This is a genomic window from Streptomyces sp. NPDC001222 (genome assembly GCF_042896945.1).
Taxonomy (GTDB): domain Bacteria; phylum Actinomycetota; class Actinomycetes; order Streptomycetales; family Streptomycetaceae; genus Streptomyces; species Streptomyces gibsoniae.
In genome coordinates this window covers 86,205-106,865 of sequence record NZ_JBIAXT010000011.1, presented here as the reverse complement: position 1 = coordinate 106,865, position 20,661 = coordinate 86,205, and the positions used below count along the sequence as shown (strand labels likewise).

The following is a 20,661-nucleotide window of genomic DNA, read 5'->3' as shown; positions in this document are numbered from 1 at the left end:
GCGCCTGCGGTTGCCGGGGAACCCGCGAGGCGTCGTCGTGGACGCGGCCGCTGTCGAGGAGGACAAGCGCCCTCTCCCGTCCCGGCGCGCCCACCTCGAAGACGCCCTAGGCGCACCCGTCACCGACACGGTCCCCCCCCCAGCGGCGGCTCCGGCCACCAACTCGCCGCGGCCCTCCGCCTGGCCGACGGCCGACGGGCCTTCGTCAAAGCGGTCCCGACGACGACCCGCTCACCGCTGCGAACGTCCACGAGGCCGCTGTCCTGGACGTGCTGCCGCCCGGCGCCCCGGCCCTGGAACTGCTGGACATCCACCGAGCCGCGGACTGGACCGGCGTCGTCATCGCCCACCTGGACGGCCCGCATCGCACCCCCACCTCTCCCCGGCCTCCGCCGACGCCGAACAGATCTGGGCCCTGCTGGACAAGCTCACCTCCAGCTCTGCCCCTGCCCCGTACGCCGCGGCGGTGAGCACCAAGCCGTCCACGGCGGCGGCCCTGCACGGCTGGGACGAGCTGCTCTCCGATCCGCCGGCCGACCTCGCCCCCGCCGCCCGCGACCGCCTGCCGCAGCTCGCCGAACGGGAGGTCTCCCGGACCAAACGGGTTTGTCCGTTGCCGACGCCACAACGGCGCGCCCGCGCCGTGCTGCTCCAGGAGCACGGCGCGGGCGGCGTCCGGAGCCGGCGGGGAGCGCAGGACGGCCGGCTACGGGCATCCCACCGGCGGCAGGGGCCGGCGGGCCGGAGGCCCGCCCCCGTCAGTAGCCGCGCGAACCGCAATGGGCATACTGTCCGCTGAGCGCTTGCTCGCCGCGCAGTCACCGTCCCGGGACCGGCGGGGGAGCGGCGGTCTCCGGAGACGCAGGGAGTGGGGGTTGTCGTGGGGCTGATGGACCGCATCCGCGGTGAGTTCATCGACATCATCGAGTGGACCGACGACGGCCGGGACACCATCGTGTGGCGCTTTCCGCGCCACGGCAACGAGATCAAGATGGGCGCCCGGCTCGTGGTGCGCGAGTCGCAGGTGGCCGTCTTCGTCAACGAGGGCCGGCTGGCCGACGTCTACCAGCCCGGCACGTACACCCTCACGACCCAGAACATGCCGGTCCTGTCCACACTGAAGGGCTGGAAGCACGGCTTCGAGTCGCCGTTCAAGGCCGAGGTCTACTTCGTCACCACCCGGCAGTTCACCGACTTCAAGTGGGGCACCCAGAACCCGGTGATCCTGCGGGACGCAGACTTCGGCATGGTCCGGGTCCGTGCCTTCGGCACCTTCGCCGCCCAGGTGGTGGACGCCGCCGCGCTGCTGCGCGAACTGGTCGGCACCGACCCGCAGTTCCGCACCGAGGAGGTCGGCGAGCACCTGCGGCAGCTGATCGTCTCCAAGCTGGGCTCCGCGCTGGGCTCGTCCGGCGTGCCGCTGCTGGACCTCGCCGCCCGGCAGGACGGCATCGGGCAGCAGCTGGCCAAGGCGCTGACCCTGGAGCTGTCCTCCACCGGCATCGCCATCCCCCGGTTCTACATCGAGAACATCAGCGTCCCACCGGAGATCGAGGCGGCGATCGACACCCGCTCCCGGATGACGATCACCGGCAACCTGGACGACTACGCCAAGCTCCAGGCGGCCGACGCGATCCCGATCGCCGCCGCCAACCCCGGCACCGGCGGCGACGCTCTCGGGCTGGGCGTGGGCATGGCACTGGGCCAGCGGATCGTGCAGAGCACGTCCGGTGCGGCTACTGCCTCGGTCCCGGTGACACAGGCCCCGGCACAGCCCGCCCCTGCCGACGTCCCGCCTCCGCTGCCGACCGCGCCGCGCTGGTTCCTCGCGGTCGGCGGACAGCAGCAGGGCCCGTACGACCAGAGCGCGCTGGCCGGGCAGGTGGCGGCCGGCAACCTGACCCGTACCACTCTGGTCTGGCGCAGCGGGCAGGCCGCCTGGCAGCCCGCGGACCAGGTCCCGGAGCTCACGCCGCTGCTCGCCGACGTCCCGCCGCCGCTGCCCCCTCAGGGCTGAGATCCGCCACCCGGAACCCCCGGCAACAGGTCATCAAGGAGAGTTGAGTTGACGGACAGGGACGTCGCGCCGGCGCCCGACCGGGCGTTCCAGTGCGAGGCGTGCGGCGGGGTCAGCGAGTACGCGCCCGGGACGTACGCGCTGCGCTGCCCGTACTGCAAGCACGAGCAGGACATCACGCCGATACCGCGGCAGGTGACCGAGCACCCCATCGAGGAGCTGGCCGTGCTGCCCCGCCGGGCATCCGCGCCGGACCGGGTGAAGGTGTACACCTGCCCCGGCTGCCACGCGGTGACCGAGAGCGACACGCTCAGTGACAAGTGCCAGTTCTGCGCCACCCCGCTGGTCGCGGACGCCTCCGGCACCGAGCGCGTGGTACCCGAGGCGGTACTTCCCTTCGGGGTGGGCCGCGAGCAGGCCCGCGACGCACTGGCGAAGTGGACCAGGTCTCGCTGGTTCGCGCCCAACGAGCTCAAGAACGTCACCGAGGCGGAGACCTTCCGGGGCAGCTACCTGCCGCACTGGACGTACGACGCGCAGACCACCACCCAGTACACCGGCGAACGCGGCGAGCACTACTGGGTGGAGGAGGAGGACTCCGAGGGCCGCACCCGGCAGGTGCGGCACACCCGCTGGCACCACACGTCCGGGACGGTCGGCCGGTTCTTCGACGACGTGCTGGTGCCCGGCAGCGGCCAGGTGCCGGCGAAGGAACTGGACAAGCTGGCCCCCTGGCCGCTGGAGGAGACGGTTCCCTACCAAGAGGAGTACCTGGCGGGCTTCCGCACCCTCCGTTACGACATCGAGCCGGAGGCCGGCCTGGAATCGGCGAAGGCACGGATGGCGCCGGTGATCCGCGCCGACTGCAAGCGGGACATCGGCGGCGACGAGCAGCGGGTGCACTCGATGTCCACCCTCTACAGCGGCCTCACCTACAAACTGGTGCTACTGCCCGTCTGGTTCCTGACCTACCTCCACGCCGGCAGGGCATGGCCGGTGATGGTCAACGCCCGCACCGGCGAAGTCATCGGCGAGCGGCCGTTCAGCGCAGTGAAGATCGCCCTGGCGTCGGTGGGCGGCGCACTGCTGATCGCCCTGATCGTGCTCCTCGTGGTGATGCTGCGCAACTGAGAACGCCGTCCCCGGTCGATACTCCGGACAGGCCCCCGTCGCCGAGCGTGCGGACAAGCCCCAGTCCACGACCCGTACCCCGCCACCGACAGAATCCGCCCCCGTTCCCGCCGTCACCACAGGCCAGAGGCAGCTGCCAGAATCGTCGACCACCCGCGGAGGCAGCGCCTTTGACCCTCCTTCTTGAGCGCAAGCCCGGGCGTTCATGCCCGGGTTGGCTCATTCTCGATTCGGAGTCGCGCAGCGGCGGAGAACGCTCCAGCGCCACATCACCGATGCAGGCGCAGTCCACGCCGTCGCGAGGGGCCGGCCCGCACCCACGAGTGCACCGTCGGAGTAGACAAAGCAGGCGAACATGCTGTTGCCGAACACCGTTGCCAGCGCCTCGGGAGACTTGTTGCCCAACGGCGCTATCCGGTAAAGATGCGCCAGCTCATCCAAGTCCACGTCATCGGCGCGGTGCACCCGGGAATAGTCACCCACTGCTCGATCCCCACCTCGGCCGAGCCCTCCGGTCCCGGCGTGCACGGACACCAACTGGCTCACCGGGGGCGGACTTCCGTCGGCCCTCCGGCCCGCCGCCCTGGCCACTCACTCGAAGCGCTGGTTGCCCGTCCGTTCCCGCTTCAGCTCGAAGAAGTCCGGGTGCGCCGAGAGGGTCCGCGCCGCGTCGAAGAGCCGCGCCGCCTCCTCGCCCCGCGGGATGCTGTTCATCACCGGGCCGAAGAAGGCCGTTCCGTCGATGTGCATCGTGGGCGTGCCCACGTAACCGCGCGACCTGCGCCCCGGCAGCCCCGATGTCTCGGCCTTCCCCACCGCCGCCTGGCTGCGCGCCACCCGGCGCGCGCTGGCCGGCGCGCCGCCCCACACCTACGGGTACGGTGACCCGCGCGGCCGACCGGAGCTGCCCACCGCGATCGCCGAGTACCTGGGACGGACACGTGGCGTCCTCGCGCGGCCGGAACAGGTCGTCATCACCACCGGATATGTCCAGGCCCTCGCCCTGGTCACCCGAGTGCTCGCCGAACTCGGCTCGCCCGCGACCGCAATGGAGGACCCCTGCCTCGGCTTCCACCGGGAAGTGGTCCGCCGCCACGGCTCCACGGTCGTTGCCCTGCCGGTCGACGAGCACGGCGCCCGCACGGGCCTGCTCTCCGACAGTGGATTTCCCACGGTCGGCGCAGCCGTAGTGACCCCGGCCCACCAGTACGCGACCGGGGTGACCCTCCACGCGGCACGCCGCCACTCCGTGCTCGACTGGGCGCGGTCAACGGGCGGCCTGATCATCGAGGACGACTACGACGGGGAGTTCCGCCACGACCGGCGGCCAGTGGGCGCCCTTCAGGGCATGGCACCCGGCCATGTCGCCTACGTGGGCACCGCGTCCAAGACCCTTGGTCCCGCCTTGCGGCTCGCCTGGCTGGTGCTGCCCCCGCACCTGGTGGATCCTGTGGTGGACCACAAGCGCCACAGCGACCACCATAGCGAGACCATCGGCCAGCTGACCCTCGCCGACCTGATCAGCGAGCACGAGTACGACCGGCACGTCCGCGCCTGCCGACTGCGCTACCAGCGCCGCCGCGACCTCCTGCTCACCCGGCTCCAACCCGCGCCAGGCCGGATCGCCTCCGGCTTCGCGATCCAGGGCATCGCCGCGGGACTCCATGCCCTGATCACCCTGCCCGCCGACCAACTGACGGAGCAGGACGTACTGCGTCGCGCCGCCGCCCACAGCCTGGCTTTGGAGCCCCTCGGCGACCACTGGCACACCGCCGGCGACCATCCGCAGGGCATCGTCGTCGGCTACACCACCCAACCCGAACACAGCTACCCCGCCGCGCTGGACGCTCTCGCACAGGCCGTCGACGGCGCAACCAGCCGCCAAAAGACTGAAGTTGAGCACCATCAGGTCCAGGACCTCGCGGGCCGACACGGAGCCGAATGAAGACTGCTGTCCGAGGACCTGACGGCCGCTGCTGCCAAATGTCGGCACTGCGGCAACGAGCAGCCGCCAGCGACCGGAACGCCACGCCCCTGATCGGGCAGGGAGACCACGACTGATTCCTCGTGCGGTCACAACCTGGAGCACTAGTTCGGAAGACGCCGTATGTGGATGACGGCTGACCTGGCAGCTCCCTGACCTGGGTCCGAGCGTGGTTGGCACCGCTGTTCCCCGTGAGTCCATGTCTCGCCGGAACGGGCACGGGTAAGGCGACGCCGATCAGCGGGGCGGGAAAGAGGCCAATCCAAGGTCCCACTGATCTGCCGCGTGAAGCAGTGCGGCCGTTTCGACTCGCACTTCCACGACGTACTGGTAAATATCCGTCTTGTCACCGCCCTGCCGCCATGGGGGCAACGCCTCGAGAGACAGGTGCACGCGAACCACTGCCCCGCCGTTGTTTCGGTCGGCGAGGCTGAAGGCCAGGACCGGCTCGACGAACCACGTGTCCGGGTCCAACCGGCCCTCGGCATCAGGCCCGGTCACGGCCACCGTTCCTGCGGCCACCGAACGCAGCCAAGAGCTGGCCTCGCGAGCTTCGTGGGTCAGCAGACTGGGGTCGGTGAAGCGCCAACTGCCCTCGGGAGTGGTCACCGCGCCACCGATAACCAGCCAGTTGTCGTCGTAGGAGTTGTCGCCGGCCGCAGGGCACTGATAGCCCACCGGCCAAAGCTCGACACTGCTCGCGTGGTCACTCAGAAGCACTACCGCAGGATGCCATAACGCCCGACCTGCGCAGATCGGCGAACGGCCACGGTACCAGCCCGTGTCCCCGTGGTCGGAAGGAGCACGTAGCAGGCGCGAGGCCTCTTCGTCCCGAAAGAACTTGGCCGGACGCTCGACCTTGGCCGACTGTCCCTCTCGCCTGCGGCGCTGGTGCACAGGCGTCCGCGCTTGTCCGCCGCTGTACGTCTGCGTTGTCACGCAGTTAGGCACTCATCCAGGATGCGATCTGCATTTAGAAGATGTGGGCACACCCCAAGAGCCTGGCCCCGCGGGCCCGCACCGCCTCTGGAAGGAGCTGCCGAGTGTCGTCGTCGATGCTCATTGCCATTAACGCCCCGTGCGTGGCTACTGCTTGCGCTGCGGAATCGCCGTCTGCGCAGGCAGCCATTCGGACCAACAGTGGGCGACTTCGCTCGGAAGCATCGAGGGTGAGTCCTAACTACTAGCTGCATCGCAGTTCCGCGATGGTTCTCACGGTCGCCAGGAGGACAAGCGTGGCACTCAGCGAGACGGATCTGCTCAAGACCGGCGATGCCGGGCTGGTAGAACTGTTCCGCAGCAGTCCGCCTGGTGAGATTCCGAAGGGGCGGCCGGAGGGTCTTCAACCGGATCGAGGAAGGCCGACACGTCGATGACCGCACCCGAACGGACGGTGGACCGGCGCGCCCAGGACCGTTACTGAGATTCCGGGCGTGATGTCGCGTGGCAGCATGGGACCTGAACTGCTGCCTTGTCTGACCGATCGGCGACACCACGTAAAGATCATCAGTAGAGGCCCTACAGGCCCGCCGTGCACGCCCATCCCCGCCGGATGGGGCGGCAGGCCGGTGACGCGCTCCGACGCAAGCTACGGCGGCTCGACCGTTCTCCGCTCGCATCGAGCGCGTCCCGCAGCCGACGTGCCGTACAGAGGGTGGCGAAGCCTTCACGGCTCCCGCAACACCGTGCCTGTCGCAGGCACGGTGCCGCCTCGTTGCACGATCAGGCAGGGGTGATGTTCTCCGCCTGCGGGCCCTTCTGCCCCTGGGTGATGTCGAAGGTGACCGCCTGGCCTTCCTGGAGCTCACGGAAGCCACTGGCGTTGATGTTGGAGTAGTGCGCGAAGACGTCGGGGCCGCCCCCGTCCTGCGCGATGAAGCCGAAGCCCTTTTCCGCGTTGAACCATTTGACGGTTCCGCTGGCCATGCTGGTGCCTCTCAGTCGATATCGGATCCGCACCGCGCGAATCCGGAGGTGATCGTCCTGGTTCACGGGCACCGCACAACAAAACGCCCGCACCACGGCGCGGGCGGGTACTGCGAACCACGACATCTGCCAGCGACGCTACACGGCGAATCCGCCCGTCACCAGAGAACAACACGTTGTGGTACCCCACAACGGGCGTGTGGTGCCCATCGCCGTCGCACCGGCGGGTCCCGCTCTCCTTCTGGCCGGTGTCCCGATTCCAGACCGTCCGCCTGCCCGCCGCCTGTGCGGCCGCAGTTGGTCTGCGGCCGTTAGGCGCGGGTGAGTTTGCCGACCGCGCCGAGGTCGGCCAGTGGCTGCCGCCAGGCGAAGCACTGCGGTAGGGCCAGGCATTGTCGGTCAGGACCCGCTCGACGCGGTCGATGCCGCAGGTGGCGAAGAACGCCGCGGTGCGGCGCAGGAAGCCGGCGCAGGTGGCTGCCTTCTCGTCGCCGTGGATCTCGCTGTAGGCCAGGCGGGAGTGGTCGTCGACGGCGGAGTGGACGTAGTCGAAGCCCACCCCGCTCCGGGTGGCTCGGCCGGCCTGGCGGCACAGGACCTTGTGGCCGCCGCCGTCGGGGATGCGGCCGAGCACTACCCGCCCAAGGTCCAGGTCTCCAAGCTGGTCAACTCCCTCAAGGGCGTCTCCGCCCGGCTGCTGCGCAAGGAGTACGACGCGCACGTGCACCGGCACCTGTGGGGCGGGCACTTCTGGTCGGGCCGGGCCGTACTTCGCCGGAAGCTGCGGCGGAGCGCCGCTGACCGTCGTACGCCAGTACATCGAGAACCAGCAGCGCCCCCTGTGATCGTGCCCGGCCTCAACAGCGCAGAGCCATGCACACAGCCCTGGACGGAGCAGCATTGAGGTGCGCTTCACCACCCCGGTGAACGGGGGTGCGCTGCGTAAGATCAGAGGTGGATGGACAGAGATGGGACAAGAGGTCAATCCGAGCGGTGCGAACGACCGGATGCGCCCTGTTTCGTATCCTGGCGACATGCGCATGCGCCCCACTCTGAGCTGGACCCCTACCGAGGATGTGCCGCCGGGCACCACGAATCTCGAGCCGGTCGCCGAGGCACTGAGCACCGGCGGTGTGCTGGTACTCAGCGGGGCGGGCATCTCCACGGAATCGGGCATCCCCGACTACCGGGGCAAGGGCGGGAGCCTGAGCCGGCACACCCCGATGACCTATCAGGACTTCACCGCCAGCGCCCAGGCCCGGCGCAGGTACTGGGCGCGTAGTCACCTCGGCTGGCGCACCTTCGGCCGCGCCCGCCCCAACGCCGGACACCGGGCCGTCGCCGCGTTCGGACGGCACGGCCTGCTCTCGGGTGTGATCACCCAGAACGTCGACGGCCTGCACCAGGCCGCCGGCAGCCAGGGCACCGTGGAACTCCACGGAAGCCTGGACCGGGTCGTCTGCCTTTCCTGCGGCGCCTTCAGCCAACGCCGCGAACTCGCCCGGCGGCTGGAGGAGGCCAACCCAGACTTCGAGCCGGTGGCCGCAGGAATCAACCCGGACGGTGACGCCGACATCACCGACGAACAGGCCGCGGACTTCCGCGTGCTGCCCTGCACCGTCTGCGGCGGCATCCTCAAACCGGACGTGGTGTTCTTCGGTGAAGCCGTTCCGCCGCAGCGGGTCGAGCACTGCCGCAGGCTGGTTCGTGCGGCGGCCTCGCTGCTGGTGCTGGGCTCCTCACTGACAGTGATGTCCGGGCTCCGATTCGTCCGCCAGGCGGCTCAGGCGGAAAAGCCGGTGCTGATCGTCAACCAGGATCCGACCCGAGGCGACCGGCACGCCCTCACCCGGGTCGCGCTCCCGCTGGGAACGGCCCTCACCACCGTGGCCGACCGGCTGCGCATCCCTATCGACGACGAGACGGCGGCCTCGGTGACGTCGTGACGGTAGTGGGGCATCACCGCAGGGTCATCCTCAACGACCGCATTGACCCGGGCTGTCATCGGAAAATGAGGCCCGGCCTCGCGACGGCCACTTGGTCCCGAGTGCCACGTCGCAGGGGTCAATCCGCCACAGTTCGCCTGCGTCTGGGGCGGCCGCTCCGGGTCGGCACGCCGTTCGGAACGGTCGGCGAGACCCGGTTCTCCCTCGGTCCGCCAGCGGCTGATCCTCTTGTGGGCCGTGGCGCGTGGCATACCCATTTCCGCGATCACACGAGCGACGGGGTGCCCGGCGCGGACACGTTCGACGAGCAGCCGTCTGCCATCAACGGTCAGCGTCGGCGTACGTCAACTGGCAGGTCGGTCCGCAGCCGACTCGGCTCCGCACCGAGCGTGCCGTCTGCTACACCTCTGGTTCGGCGGCCTATGCCTCCGCGACGACCTCGTCCGCCTGCATGCCCTTCTGGCCCTGCACCGCAATGAAGGTCACCTTCTGGCCTTCCTTGAGGCTCTTGAATCCTGAACCCTGGATCGCCCTGAAGTGCACGAAGAGGTCAGGGCCGCCTTACCGGGGTGATGAAGCCGAACCCCTTCTCTTCGTTGAGCCCCTTGACGGTACCGCTCCGTCGCTGAGACATATCCACTCGTCGATTCACATGGATCGGTCGGGCGTAGAGGGCGCCCAACGAGTTGATCATCTCTGCTGCGGAAAGACCGAGGGCGCCGGCGGGGTCCACCGGTGGGTGCGGGACACCGTGCTGGAGATGCCGTAGTCCTTCTTCAACGTGTCGGGGATCGCGTAGTGCATGACGCGTCCACGGGTGAGGGAGGACAGCTCGAAGACGGCGGTGAGGTGGCCGAGGCGGTCCAGGGCCCAGGCGCCGAGCGGGGAGCGGTCCTCGATGCTCTCCAGGACGCCGAGGAGGTGGGGAACGGCCTTGACCACGGCGTCCCACGGCGTGCGCGGCACATGGAGCCAGTCGGCGCAGGTGTCGCCGATGAGGTGGCGGATGAGGGCGGAGACAATCGGGTCGAAGAAGGTGCCGGGCACCACCTCCTCATAGAGGTCGATCAGCTGCCGGGTCAGGTGCGCGCCCTCCAGGGAAGGCCCCATGTGCCGGACCATGTACAGGTCGAGGAACCGGCGCGCCTCGTCGAGAGTCCTGGGGACGGCGTCCTGGTCGACGCCGAGCATGGCACCGACGACGCGCCACGCGTAGTAGTAGGCTTCCGCGCCCTCTGTCGACACGTGAATGCCGAGGCGATGCAGGCTGTCCAGCACGAGCAGGGAGAAGAACATCTGGCCGCCGATCATGTCCTCCTGGCAGATCGGCGTCCCATGGGCTTCGGGGTCCCAGCGGTTCTCGCGCCCCAAGTGGTGGCGGATGGAGGCGTGCAGGAGGCGGACCTTCTGAGCGGCGGGGATGAAACGGCTACCGGCCTCGAAGGCGTCGGGCTGCATCAGGTAGACGGTGAACTGGCCGGTCTCCGCCATCCGTTTGGAGGGGTACTTCAGCCCGTGGGTGGCCGACAGCAGCTTCGCCACGTGCGGAACGACGTAGCAGGCGGGCATGGAGGCGAAGGACAGCGCGGTGGAGATGTGCACGTTGTTGTCGATGAAGAACAGCCGGGCCTTCTCCATCTCCGACCAGTCCACCCAGGCCGGCGGGACGCGAGTGGCCTCCAGGTACTCGCGCGCGACGTCGGGCAGCCCGTCCGGCAGGGGAGCGCCGGCGGTGGAGACGTAGCGCATCAGGGTGTTGAACTTGCCCACCTCCCCGCGTTCGAAGAGTGCGGCGACGGTGGCGTCGGCGAGTTCGTCACCGGCCTGCCGCAGGGCGTCCATCGATGCCTCGGCGTAGATCATGGCAAGGCTCCTTGTCTTCCACGGGATCGTCCACGACAGGCGGCAGGGCCAGCTGCCCGGGAGCTGCGCCACCCCGGTGTGAGGGTCAGAACAGGCGGACCGCCGCCGAATGCGCCAGCGCGGTCAGAGCAGTGGTGGCGTGCGCTGGTACATCCAGCTCGTGGATGGCATCGAGGGCCTCCTCGACTCGTGCCCTGATCATGTCCTCGATGCGGTTGGGCGCCCCCAGTCGGCGCATCATCTCGCGCACCGCGTCCAGCCCCTTCCCGTCCAGGTCACCTCGGCCCAGCAGGGCGCTCAGCAGCTCCCGCTCGCCGTCGCCGGCGAGGCGCCACGTCTCTGCCAGCAGCGCCGTGGGCCGCCGGCCGCGCACATCGTCGGCGTTGTCCTTGCCGGTGCGCTCGGGGTCTCCGAACAGGCCGAGCAGGTCGTCCCGAAGCTGGAACGCCTCGCCCAGCGGCAGCCCGTACGCGGAGTAGCCCTCGCGCAGCCGCGCGCCCGCCCCGGCCAGAGCACCGCCGATCAGCAGGGGCTGCTCGGCGGTGTACTTGGCGGTCTTGTAGCGGATCACCTTCATCGACGCCTCAAGGTCCGGACCGGCTCCGGTACACAGGATCTCCAGGCACTCGCCTGCGATCAGCTCGCGAGCCATCACCGACCACAACGGGCGGGCCCGGACGAGATACGCGGCGGGCAGTCCGCTGGTGGCGAACAACTGCCCAGCCAGCGCCATCAGCAGGTCCCCGACCAGCATCGCCAGCGACCTCCCGGCAGCATCGGCGTCCGGGCGACGCCCTACAGCACCGCGCAGGACGACATGTGCAGTGGGGCGCCCGTGCCGCAGCGGGCTGTCGTCGATGAGGTCGTCGTGCACGACCGCGGCGGCGTGCACCAACTCCATGGAGGCCGCCGCCCGCACCAGCGCGTCGCTGTCCGGCTGTCCCGCCGCACGCCATCCCCAGTAGCAGAACGCCGCCCGCAGCCGCTTGCCGTCCGCGACCGCCGCCTCCAGCTGCTCGGTCACAGCACCCAAAATCGGATCGATCGCCGCGAACTCGTCGGCCTCCTGGGCGATGAACCGGTGCAGTACCTCATCGATGCGGGCCTTGAACGCGGCCGGCTCCCACCGGTCAGACGTCATCAGCGTCCCGCCGAGCCAGTGCGTGCCGGGCGAGGATCTCCAAGTGGGCCGGGGACACGGCCACGTACCGGTCCAGCACCAGGTGCCCACGCGCCATGAGGTCGTGCTCGGCCTCCGCAGCCAGCTCCGCGGCGTCCGAGCGGCGCAGCAGCCCCCGCACCGTCCCCAGAGCCGCCCCCAGAGTGCTCACCGCCAGATCGGCCAGCCCGGCCGCCAGCAGCAGCGCCTGTCCGTCCAGGCCCCCGCACCGTCCCACGTCTTGCGTCATGCCATCTCCCCCACCCGCTGCGCATCCAGGCTGCGCCGGTCACGCGCCGCCCTTCCGAGCATCGCGTCGCACCGGGCGCGAGTGCGGAAGAACTCACGATCGAGTGATCACATCGCTCGACCGTACGGGCAGAAGCCGGGTGACGTCCTCACACCGCACGTGGCGCGACGGTGCCTACCCCACCGCCGGTCACCTCGCCGCCTACGCCGGTCTCGCCCCGGCGATCCGGAGCCCGGGCTCCTCGATCCGCGGCGAACAGCCGTCCCGGAGGGGAAACAAGCAGCTCAAACGTGCCTTCTTCTTGTCCGTGTTCGCGGCGCTCGGCGACCTGCCCTCGCAGGCCTGCTACGGCAAGAAGATCGCGCAGGGAAGGCACCGCACCCAGGCCCTGCTCTGCCTCGCCCGGCGCCGGGCCGACGTCCTCTTCGCGATGCTCCGCGCCCGGACCTTCTACGAGTCCCGGCGTGCCACCTGACGCTGATCCGCATCAGGCACGCCGCACACCGGACAGTCCCATTCGTCGAGCGAGTCGATCACAACAGGGTGACTGCAAAAGACGCACGTCGCATGCCCTCCCCGACTGGCTCCTCCACACACGCTTCATCGCTCACGGCAGACAGAGTGCCAAGTGGCCTCGGCCCGGCAGCAACCCACCACCTTGACCAAAGAGACAGGGGCACCCTGCACTCATGGTCGAAGAAGCCCTTCACGTCATCCCACAGCAACTCAGCAACCTGGCAATGTTGACCGCACCTCGGACACAGCGCACCCGGATTTCCTTGACGAACCCATAGGGCACCCCCGACCACGCCCCCAGACCAGTGGTGGCCGGGGCAAACTACAGGGCGACGGGAAGACTCGCGCAACAGATGGCGCAACAGTAGACGCAACCGTTGGCGCAACGGACGTCGCTACCAGGCACTCCGGCAGAGCCGCGTCAGACGGTCTTGACGACGGTACCAGCGCCTTCCAACGCGGCCACCTCGTCGGTGGGCGCCGCGGTGTCGGTGACGAGGGTGTGCAGGACGGTGGAGGGGCCGACGTAGGCGTGGGCCGTGCGGCCTAGCTTGGTGCCGTCCGCGGCGACGATGATGCGACGGCTGGAAGCGATGCTCGCTTTCTTCACGGCGGCGTCCTCGAGGTCGTAGGCGGTCAGGCCCTGGGCCGCGCTGAGGCCGCAGCAGCCGATGACCGCGGTGTCGAAACGCAATGCCGCCAGAGAGGCGAGGGCGAGAGGGCCGGTGAGGGCTCCTTCGGCAGCGCGGGGCCGTCCGCCGGGCACCATCAGCGTGGCCGGGCCCGGGGGGTCGCTGAGCAGGTGGATGGCCTGCAGCGACAAGGGCATGACCGTGACTGGCCGCCGGCGCAGCAGATGGGCGACCTCCACGCAGGTGGTGCCGCTGTCCAGGAGGACGGTCTCGCCGTCGGCGATGAGCGAGGAGACCTCGGCCGCGATCCGGCGCTTGGCGTCGACGGCCTCGCGGGCGCGCAGCGCGAAGGGCGGTTCCTCGCCCCGGAGCAGCAGGGTGCGCGCGCCGCCGCGGACGCGTTCGAGGACGCCCTGGGCGGCGAGTGTGTCGAGGTCGCGGCGGATGGTCATCTCCGAGGCCCCGGTCAGCTCGGCGAGCTCTTGCACGGTGGCGCTGCCCGACTCCCTGACGGCCTGCGCGATCAGCCCGTGTCGGTCTGCGTTGCTCATGACGCGATTGAACACCACCCCGAAACGAACACGCAAGCCGTTCATAGAACGGCCTTTCAAACACTACTTTTGTTCGTTACGGTGTTCGGCATGGAACGTTCGCTTCGATCCGCCCGCGTGGCGACCTTCGTCTACTTCGTCCTGTGCGGCACCCTGATGGGCACCTGGGTGGTGAACATCCCCGCCATCGAGGAACGCGTCGGCATCAGCCACGCGACACTGGGCGGCCTCCTGGTCCTGCTCGGCTTGGGGGCTTTCACCGGTATGCAGGTGGCCGGCCGCCTGTCGGACCGCCTCGGGGCGCGCGTCGTGCTCCCGGCCTCCGGAGTTCTCTCCGGCACGGCCCTGGCGCTACCCGGCTTGCCTCGGGATGCCTGGTCGCTGGCCGGTGCCCTGCTGGTCTTCGGGTTCTTCAACGGCTGCCTCGACGTGACCATGAACGCCCATGCCGTGCACGTGGAGAAGGCATACGGCCGGCCCGTCATGTCCGCCTTCCACGCCACGTTCTCCGTCGGCGGAGTCATCGCCTCGCTCGTCGCAGCGGGCGCCGCGAGCGCCGGAATGAGCCCGGCCGTCACGCTCGGCGCCTCGGGAGCGGTGGGCATCGTGATCGCGCTGGTGTCCGCACGCAGTCTGCTGCCGGCCACCCCCGCGCCCGCCACCGTCGCGGAGGGCGAGGAGATGCAGGCCCCGAAACGACGGACAGCGACCGGACGTATCTGGATCCTCGCCGCCCTGGCCGCGATGGTCATGCTTGCCGAGGGAGCCGCCAACGACTGGAGCGCCCTGCACCTGAAGGACGTCCTCGGCACACCCGCGAGCACTGCCGCCTTCGGATACGGCACCTACGCGGCTGCCATGACCATCGGTCGGCTGCTCGCCGACCGCGTCTCCAGCCGATACGGACCCCTGGCCGTCCTGCGCTACGGCGCGATCACGGCCGCCGCCGGGATCACGATAGTGGCCGTCTCGCCGTGGGTGTGGGCCGCGTTCGCGGGCTGGGCGCTGTTCGGCCTGGGGCTGTCCGGGTGTGTCCCCCAGTTGTTCAGCGCGGCCGGGCACGCCGACGCCTCGACCGCCGGCGCGAACGTCTCCCGTGTCGCCGGGATCGGCTACCTCGGCATGCTCTCCGGCCCCGCCGTCATCGGCTGGATGACCCACCTCACGGCACTGAACCACACCTTCCTGCTCCTGACCCTGCTGTGCGTGATCGCCGCCGCGGCCGCCGGAGTCCTGCGCACCGGACCCGACCGCAGGCGCGCGGTGACACGCAGCAGTCACCGACAGCCTGTGCGGCACGACTCCTGACACCGTGCCGCGCAGGCCACCCGCCCGCCCCTCGCCGGCCGCCCGATCCGTGAGGCACCACCCGCCCCGCCAAGAGAGCCCCGATGCCCCAGACATCCGTCCCCGCCCGTGGAGAGGTGCGGCATCCGCCCCGTAGCGATACGAGACTCAACCGTCAGCCGGGCACAACACGATTCGGCCGCCTGCCATGAGCCCTGCTACGGCAACCGCCTGAGCCACAACACAGCAAGGCCGTAGGCGACAGCCGATACAGCTAGTCCCGCGAGGACCGTAGCCGTGTGCGCCCAGCCGGGTAGCGTCTGGCTGAAGAACCCGAACGTGACGTCGCCAGTGATGGCGAACGCTGCGACGGCGGCGAAGGTCGCACCCGCTGACTGCTTGGTCCACCGCCCCGTCTTCGAGGCGACGCGGCCGTCTGGGCGGGGAGCAAGAGGTTCTGTCACTCGTCACTTGTACCGGTAACCGATGCGACTCATCGATGGCCGCCGGCCCATCCAAGCCTGCACGCCGCAGAGCTTCGGTGTAGCTGCAAGATCACGAACCAGACATCATGCGACAACGCCGAAGCCCTGGCCATCGGGGTGCATCCGGGGGCAGCGGCGTCGCGGTCAGCACCGGGCAACCGCCGTTACCCGACGGCGCGATACAGTACGCCTTCCCCTCAAGTCATCTCAGGAACTCCGCGAGCGGGAACGAGCGGCGGTTCCGCGGTGGAATCAGGAAGTTCTGGCGGTGCGTGGTGTGAACCACCGAGTTCAGGCCGGCCTTGGGCGAGCGCGGAGAGACGTCAACTCTTTTGCCATGGGGATAGTAGCCGTCCATCGCCAGGCGAATACGGTTGAACGTCTCGGTCGTCGGCACGAAGATCAGGAAGTGCAACCCCGCGGCTTTCTGGGCGCTGTAGTGGTCACCGACCGGGTCAGAGGTGTAGTGGAACGGGTTGTCCAGCGTCGCAAAATCACCGCGATTGGACACAGGTGTACCAACCGGGTAGGTCTCGCCATAGTTACTGGTTGTCGCCTCCTGCAGGCGGTTCGTCGGCTGCATGCTTCCATTGTGACCGTAGCCACCGGTTTTCCCGACTCGCTGAAAGATGTCGTCCTGACTTTCGACAGGAGGGTCCACGGTCACCGTTCCCTCAGGGACCGAGAGTCCAGGCCGGTACATCGCGCGAAGTCGGTCGGCATACGCCGGAAAGTCCTGAGATCTCGTTCGTCCTTCCCCATACCAGGTGGCCAGGTCCGAGTACAGGTGCGACAGAGGCATGATGGTCCCGTACTTGAAGTAGCCATTGGGCCATTGGTCGGTCCAGCCGGGAAGCGTCTCCAGATTCGAAACGGGCGTGGAGCTCTCCGCGGACTTGATCGTGGTGGTGAAGCCGAGAAAGATGGGCGCATGCACGGGGATGGACTTCGCTCCGGGCAGGCCGGCCGCAAGGGCCAGTTTGCTGGCAAGTGACTGCTGCCCCGTGTGACCGCCACCCGTGAAGCCCCTTCGGATGCTGGTCACTTTGAAGAGGTCGCCGGCCTGGTCGCTTCCCGTCCCGAAGAGGACGTTGGTGGCCTCCATGATGTTGTCGAGCGAGTCACTGCGCAGGAGCACGGCCACATGGTTCTGCTCCAGTCGGACCGGTCCGAAGCCAGCAGGCGGTTGGTCACTGGGATACGTTCTGGCGTCCTGGAGCGCATAGACCGTGTGGCCCCGCTCTTTGGACGTCATCAGGTCCACCGGCAAGTAGTCCGGATAGCGCGTCCCCGCCTTGAAGAAGCCGGACCCTCTGCCGAGGCTGGGGATGTATTGCTGGAAGTAGGGAATTCCCCAGGCGATGACGACGCCCAGGCCGCCGGGAGGGGGAGGGAAGCGTTTCTCCAGGCTCTGGATGACAGACTCCAGATGGTGCTGTGCCTCCTGCAGAGCATTCGCGTTCGCCGGAACCTTCAACGTCGCGGTGATGACGTGATTGTGCAATGGTGGAATCAGAACGGGGATCGTGCCGTTGCTGCCCGCGACGCCTGTGCCGTTGTCCATGATGAGCCGCGGTGTGGGAATGGCATATTGTTCCGGCGGCAGGGGTTTGCCAGCGTCGCTGACTACTCGCTCGGGCGGAGTGACCAGCTTGTCGATGACCTCATAGACGCCTGCCGAAGCGAGAGCCACGCCAAGAGTTGCCCCTGCGACAAAGCCTCGCCTGCTCGGGTTCGCGAATCCCTCAGGGTCGGACAAGCCTTTTTCGGCTTCTCCGTTCATGGGCTCCATCCTCTCCACGTGACACACGCGTCCTTCGCCACCGTGACCAGGATCGCGGGATTCGACGCCCCTCGCCCCCAGTGACGGCCTCCGATCTCGGCTCCGGTCGTTCCAAGGCAGCAAGGTCACTTAATTCGCCCATGAAGGCCCACCGCCAGCCAGTCTTGGCGGGCCATTTGGGGTTCAGGCCGGTCTGGGTCCACATGACGTGATCGGGTGTGTGGGAAATGATCACGATGGTCGCGGGAAACGATCTTCACTGGCGGGGCCCCTGATCAGCGGCTCCGGCTTCGGGGCTCGTGCCCCCGGCAAATCCGAAGCCGATTTCGGCGACCGGAATGACGGTGATTTTCTGCTCGTTCGCCGCCTCGGCAAGCGCCGCCCTCGCTGAACAGCTGCACCGACGAACCAGCCATCAACTCACGTACCGCCCTCTCACGGCACAGGGTCTCGTAACCCAGCTGGTGGCGTACTTGAGATACAGCAGGCGCAACAGCGTCTCCACCGGCGCCGACGGCCGCCCCAGCCGCTCGGAGAACACCGCCCGCCATGGAGCGATGAATCGCTCGTCGCCCAAGAACGCATCCACCAGGGCCAGTTCGGCGGGTGGCCGTCGTGCTTGCTCCGGCAGCGCCACCCACCAGGCGCCCTGCACTGCAGCGACACGCAACACAGCCGCATCCCCCGGCCACAACGACCCGCCTCCGACGTCGCAGCCACGGCCCTGCCCTCACCGCCTCTCCCCAGAGGACGACCCAGAGGTAGTCCCGGACTTCTCCCGAGGCAAGTAGCTGGTGCTCTGACCGCATACGTTCGCCGGGTTGGTCGGGCTGTGGCGCGTTCTGCTCCAGTGGACGCGTTGCTCACCGCCTAATCTGGCTCCGTGACGCAGCAAATGGGCACGGTGGTGCTGATGTGTGGCCTTCCGGGAGCGGGCAAGACCACCTACGCGACGGAACTGGTGCGACGCGGTTACGTTCGACTTTCCATCGACGAGGCGGTCTGGCAACGACTCGGGCAGCGCGATGCCGGCCTGGTACTCGAGGCGGAAGCGTTCGACCGGCTCAAGGAAGAGGTCCGCCGCGAGCAGCGGCAGGAGCTGGTCGAGCTGATGCTGGCCGGGCGTGATGTGGTGGTGGACTACAGCTTCTGGAGCCGCGCCGCCCGCGATGACTACAAGGCCCTGATTGAGCGCCACGGCTGCCGGTGGGAGCTGGTCCACCTCAAGGCCGACCGGACCACGCTGGAGCATCGTCTCAAGGCCCGCAACGGCGAGGAAGGCGCCAACTCCGTCACCGTGGACGAGAAGCTGTTCCTCCGCTACCTGGCCAACTTCGAGGAACCGAACGGAGAGGGCGAGCAGGTCTTCATACAGTCCTCGACCTGAGGGCTTGGTGCGGCGTGGCGAAGGGCCGTCCGCCCCAGCGGATGCCCTTCTCGCTGCGGATGCGGGCACGTTCGCGGCGTTGGGCTGCGAGTACGTCGGAGTGGCGGGCGTTGGTGTTGCGCCAGCGCACGTATGCGTGCAGGGCCCGGGTCTGGACGGTGTGGTTGCGGTGGTTGGAGTTGGCGATGGTGAACTGCCGCAGCGGCCCGAAGTGGGCCTCGATCGGGTTGGCCCAGGAAGCGTAGGTCGGCGTGAAGCACAGATCGACCCGGTTCTTCTTCGCCCAGCTGCGGATCTGGGAGAACGCCGTTGCGCGGACCCGGCCGGGCAGGAGACGGTACGAAGCCATGCACTGTCCTCGCCGTCTGCCAGGAAGCACCTCATGAGCGAACCGATCCGTTGGACGTACGCCTTCGCCGACCGACCCGCCGAGCGGTTCGGCACGGCCTGTGAATTCTGGACAGCCGTCACAGGGACCAAGCTGTCCGAGCCCAGGGGCGAACGGGGCAAGTTCGTGACCCTGATGCCGGACGCGGGCGACGCGTGTGTGAAGGCGCAGGCCGTGCTCGCGGGCGGCGGCGCCCATCTCGACCTCGCCGTGGAGGACGTGGCCGCGCTCGTGGCCGCGGCTCGGCGGCTCGGCGCGGCCGTCATCGCCGACCACGCCGGATGGGCTGTGCTCCGCTCTCCCGGTGGCCAGTTGTTCTGCGCGGTTCCCTGGCAGGGAGAGTCGGTGCGGCCGCCCGTCGTCGATGGTCCCGACGGGGCGGCGAGCCGGCTCGACCAGCTGTGCCTCGATCTCGCCCCGGCCGTGTTCGACGCCGAGGTCACCTTCTGGAGCGATCTGACCGGTTGGGAGTCGCACCCCGGCTCCCGCCCAGAGTTCCATGTCGTCCGGCCGACAGCCGACCTGCCCGTCCGCATCCTGCTGCAACGCCTCGGGAGCGACCGCCCCGCTTCGGCCCACCTCGACGTCGCTTGCGCGGACGTCGACGCGACCCGGTCCTGGCACGAGCGGCACGGCGCCACGTTCATCGAGCGCGGCGCCCGCTGGACGGTGATGCGCGACCCGGCGGGCGGCACCTACTGTCTGACCGGCCGCGACCCTTGGACGGGCGGTCTGCCCCGACAGTCAGTCCCACTGCGCTAGTCTTCTGAGTCGGGAATCTGACCTTGCCGGAGCAGACGGTGGTGTGCGGCTTCGTCTCCACCGGGTCCTTCTTGCTGTCGATCCCGCCGCCCGGCCTGTGGCCCGGTTCGGCCGGGTCCACCCACAAGTTGCAGGCGGCGTCGTTCGGGTCACCTCGAGCTGCAGAGAAATCAGATGGTCGCACTCGGCGTCCCCGACGCTGCCCGTGTAGCCGTACGAGGCGTCGTTCACCCGCTTCTCCTTGCCGGTGACCGCCTCCGGCGGCCGAATGTTCTTGGTGTAGCCGCCCTTGCGGCATATCGTCGTGGCCAGGTTCACCTGCGTCACCGCCGGAGAGATCGTCCCTGGGTGCATGCCAGGTCCTCGAGGGGCTCGCCGTGCTCGTACCCGTAGTGACAACTGCCCGCGGGCGGCTGCCGCTGCACCGTGTATGTCGTCTGCGACCCCGCACCCGCCGGAATCTTCCCCATTCCTGCAGGCACGGCACCCCCCGACGGCCCCTGCGCTGACGCACCGCCCTTCCCCGAGGCAACCGCCCCGGACTGCGAACCGGACGAACAGCCCGCCAGCAGTCAGCGAGAGCAGCACCGACGG

At 68.9% G+C, this 20,661-nt stretch carries 15 protein-coding genes and 9 pseudogenes; 10 read left to right on the top strand and 14 right to left on the bottom strand.

The window, feature by feature from the left end:
• The first annotated feature begins 466 nt into the window (after positions 1–466).
• From ACFY2Z_RS17320 to ACFY2Z_RS17310, 3 genes are all read left to right on the top strand, one after another.
• The gene (locus ACFY2Z_RS17320) at positions 467–799 is read left to right on the top strand and encodes a hypothetical protein (RefSeq protein WP_390744992.1); all 333 of its coding nucleotides are present in this window, start codon (positions 467–469) and stop codon (positions 797–799) included.
• Between the two features lie 90 nt (positions 800–889).
• Entirely contained in the window at positions 890–2,017 is a 1,128-nt protein-coding gene (locus ACFY2Z_RS17315) for an SPFH domain-containing protein (RefSeq protein WP_390745113.1), read from the top strand.
• A 48-nt stretch (positions 2,018–2,065) separates the two neighbouring features.
• Positions 2,066–3,148, top strand: a complete 1,083-nt coding sequence (locus tag ACFY2Z_RS17310; RefSeq protein ID WP_390744991.1) for a hypothetical protein — start codon at positions 2,066–2,068, stop codon at positions 3,146–3,148.
• Positions 3,149–3,367: 219 nt separating this feature from the next.
• On the opposite strand, the gene ACFY2Z_RS17305 is transcribed toward ACFY2Z_RS17310, so the two are convergent.
• Both ACFY2Z_RS17305 and ACFY2Z_RS17300 read right to left on the bottom strand, forming a co-directional pair.
• Positions 3,368–3,631: a hypothetical protein gene (locus ACFY2Z_RS17305; RefSeq protein ID WP_390744990.1), complete on the bottom strand. Its 264-nt coding sequence runs from the start codon at positions 3,629–3,631 to the stop codon at positions 3,368–3,370.
• 108 nt (positions 3,632–3,739) lie between these two features.
• Positions 3,740–3,919: pseudogene (locus ACFY2Z_RS17300) on the bottom strand (disulfide bond formation protein DsbA); the annotation flags it as partial.
• Between the two features lie 4 nt (positions 3,920–3,923).
• On the opposite strand from ACFY2Z_RS17300, the pseudogene ACFY2Z_RS17295 reads away from it, so the two are divergent.
• A pseudogene (locus ACFY2Z_RS17295) lies at positions 3,924–5,093 on the top strand (PLP-dependent aminotransferase family protein); the annotation flags it as partial.
• Positions 5,094–5,369: 276 nt separating this feature from the next.
• Here the strand turns inward: ACFY2Z_RS17295 and ACFY2Z_RS17290 are convergent.
• The 3 genes and pseudogenes from ACFY2Z_RS17290 to ACFY2Z_RS17280 form a co-directional block, all read right to left on the bottom strand.
• Positions 5,370–5,852, bottom strand: a complete 483-nt coding sequence (locus ACFY2Z_RS17290; RefSeq protein WP_390744989.1) for a hypothetical protein — start codon at positions 5,850–5,852, stop codon at positions 5,370–5,372.
• A gap of 1,002 nt (positions 5,853–6,854) precedes the next feature.
• Positions 6,855–7,058 (bottom strand): cold-shock protein, encoded by a 204-nt coding sequence (locus tag ACFY2Z_RS17285; RefSeq protein WP_037751662.1) that lies wholly within the window; start codon positions 7,056–7,058, stop codon positions 6,855–6,857.
• A 376-nt stretch (positions 7,059–7,434) separates the two neighbouring features.
• Positions 7,435–7,689: pseudogene (locus tag ACFY2Z_RS17280) on the bottom strand (IS481 family transposase); the annotation flags it as partial.
• Between the two features lie 3 nt (positions 7,690–7,692).
• Between ACFY2Z_RS17280 and tnpA the strand changes: the two are divergent.
• Positions 7,693–7,903 (top strand): annotated as a pseudogene (tnpA, locus tag ACFY2Z_RS17275) (IS200/IS605 family transposase); the annotation flags it as partial.
• Between the two features lie 189 nt (positions 7,904–8,092).
• Entirely contained in the window at positions 8,093–9,004 is a 912-nt protein-coding gene (locus ACFY2Z_RS17270; protein WP_390744988.1) for an NAD-dependent protein deacetylase, read from the top strand.
• Positions 9,005–9,174: 170 nt separating this feature from the next.
• Here ACFY2Z_RS17270 and ACFY2Z_RS17265 read toward each other — a convergent pair.
• From ACFY2Z_RS17265 to ACFY2Z_RS17245, 5 genes and pseudogenes are all read right to left on the bottom strand, one after another.
• Positions 9,175–9,336, bottom strand: a pseudogene (locus ACFY2Z_RS17265) (helix-turn-helix domain-containing protein); the annotation flags it as partial.
• An 88-nt stretch (positions 9,337–9,424) separates the two neighbouring features.
• A pseudogene (locus ACFY2Z_RS17260) lies at positions 9,425–9,638 on the bottom strand (cold-shock protein).
• Between the two features lie 56 nt (positions 9,639–9,694).
• On the bottom strand, positions 9,695–10,867 hold the full coding sequence (locus ACFY2Z_RS17255; protein WP_390744987.1) for an oxygenase MpaB family protein: 1,173 nt from the start codon (positions 10,865–10,867) through the stop codon (positions 9,695–9,697).
• A gap of 85 nt (positions 10,868–10,952) precedes the next feature.
• Positions 10,953–12,008, bottom strand: coding sequence for a polyprenyl synthetase family protein (locus ACFY2Z_RS17250; protein ID WP_390744986.1), 1,056 nt, complete (start codon positions 12,006–12,008; stop codon positions 10,953–10,955).
• On the bottom strand, positions 11,998–12,276 hold the full coding sequence (locus ACFY2Z_RS17245; RefSeq protein WP_390744985.1) for a polyprenyl synthetase: 279 nt from the start codon (positions 12,274–12,276) through the stop codon (positions 11,998–12,000). The genes ACFY2Z_RS17250 and ACFY2Z_RS17245 overlap by 11 nt, the downstream gene beginning before the upstream one ends.
• Positions 12,277–12,448: 172 nt before the next feature.
• Here ACFY2Z_RS17245 and ACFY2Z_RS17240 point away from each other — a divergent pair.
• Positions 12,449–12,751 (top strand): annotated as a pseudogene (locus ACFY2Z_RS17240) (transposase); the annotation flags it as partial.
• A 462-nt stretch (positions 12,752–13,213) separates the two neighbouring features.
• Here the strand turns inward: ACFY2Z_RS17240 and ACFY2Z_RS17235 are convergent.
• Positions 13,214–13,975 carry a DeoR/GlpR family DNA-binding transcription regulator gene (locus ACFY2Z_RS17235; protein ID WP_390744984.1) on the bottom strand — a complete coding sequence of 254 codons (762 nt, stop codon included), beginning with the start codon at positions 13,973–13,975 and terminating at the stop codon, positions 13,214–13,216.
• A gap of 90 nt (positions 13,976–14,065) precedes the next feature.
• Here ACFY2Z_RS17235 and ACFY2Z_RS17230 point away from each other — a divergent pair, with 90 nt between their 5' ends.
• Positions 14,066–15,283: an MFS transporter gene (locus ACFY2Z_RS17230; protein WP_390744983.1), complete on the top strand. Its 1,218-nt coding sequence runs from the start codon at positions 14,066–14,068 to the stop codon at positions 15,281–15,283.
• 666 nt (positions 15,284–15,949) lie between these two features.
• Here ACFY2Z_RS17230 and ACFY2Z_RS17225 read toward each other — a convergent pair.
• Positions 15,950–17,530, bottom strand: a complete 1,581-nt coding sequence (locus ACFY2Z_RS17225) for a hypothetical protein (RefSeq protein WP_390744982.1) — start codon at positions 17,528–17,530, stop codon at positions 15,950–15,952.
• 428 nt (positions 17,531–17,958) lie between these two features.
• Positions 17,959–18,203, bottom strand: a pseudogene (locus tag ACFY2Z_RS17220) (ISNCY family transposase); the annotation flags it as partial.
• 210 nt (positions 18,204–18,413) lie between these two features.
• Between ACFY2Z_RS17220 and ACFY2Z_RS17215 the strand changes: the two are divergent.
• The gene (locus ACFY2Z_RS17215; protein ID WP_390744981.1) at positions 18,414–18,917 is read left to right on the top strand and encodes an AAA family ATPase; all 504 of its coding nucleotides are present in this window, start codon (positions 18,414–18,416) and stop codon (positions 18,915–18,917) included.
• Here ACFY2Z_RS17215 and ACFY2Z_RS17210 read toward each other — a convergent pair.
• A pseudogene (locus ACFY2Z_RS17210) lies at positions 18,898–19,215 on the bottom strand (hypothetical protein); the annotation flags it as partial. The gene ACFY2Z_RS17215 and the pseudogene ACFY2Z_RS17210 overlap by 20 nt on opposite strands.
• An 84-nt stretch (positions 19,216–19,299) precedes the next feature.
• On the opposite strand from ACFY2Z_RS17210, the gene ACFY2Z_RS17205 reads away from it, so the two are divergent.
• Positions 19,300–20,067: a VOC family protein gene (locus tag ACFY2Z_RS17205; RefSeq protein ID WP_390744980.1), complete on the top strand. Its 768-nt coding sequence runs from the start codon at positions 19,300–19,302 to the stop codon at positions 20,065–20,067.
• The last annotated feature ends 594 nt before the right edge of the window (positions 20,068–20,661 follow it).

Bases quoted from the DNA above. Each gene is read 5' to 3' on its own strand.
- ACFY2Z_RS17285 (WP_037751662.1), bottom strand. From the start codon at position 7,058: ATGGCCAGCGGAACCGTCAAATGGTTCAACGCGGAAAAGGGCTTCGGC.
- ACFY2Z_RS17315 (WP_390745113.1), top strand. From the start codon at position 890: ATGGACCGCATCCGCGGTGAGTTCATCGACATCATCGAGTGGACCGAC.
- ACFY2Z_RS17230 (WP_390744983.1), top strand. From the start codon at position 14,066: ATGGAACGTTCGCTTCGATCCGCCCGCGTGGCGACCTTCGTCTACTTC.
- ACFY2Z_RS17235 (WP_390744984.1), bottom strand. From the start codon at position 13,975: ATGAGCAACGCAGACCGACACGGGCTGATCGCGCAGGCCGTCAGGGAG.
- ACFY2Z_RS17225 (WP_390744982.1), bottom strand. From the start codon at position 17,530: ATGAACGGAGAAGCCGAAAAAGGCTTGTCCGACCCTGAGGGATTCGCG.
- ACFY2Z_RS17250 (WP_390744986.1), bottom strand. From the start codon at position 12,008: ATGACGTCTGACCGGTGGGAGCCGGCCGCGTTCAAGGCCCGCATCGAT.
- ACFY2Z_RS17270 (WP_390744988.1), top strand. From the start codon at position 8,093: ATGCGCATGCGCCCCACTCTGAGCTGGACCCCTACCGAGGATGTGCCG.
- ACFY2Z_RS17245 (WP_390744985.1), bottom strand. From the start codon at position 12,276: ATGACGCAAGACGTGGGACGGTGCGGGGGCCTGGACGGACAGGCGCTG.
- ACFY2Z_RS17255 (WP_390744987.1), bottom strand. From the start codon at position 10,867: ATGATCTACGCCGAGGCATCGATGGACGCCCTGCGGCAGGCCGGTGAC.
- ACFY2Z_RS17205 (WP_390744980.1), top strand. From the start codon at position 19,300: ATGAGCGAACCGATCCGTTGGACGTACGCCTTCGCCGACCGACCCGCC.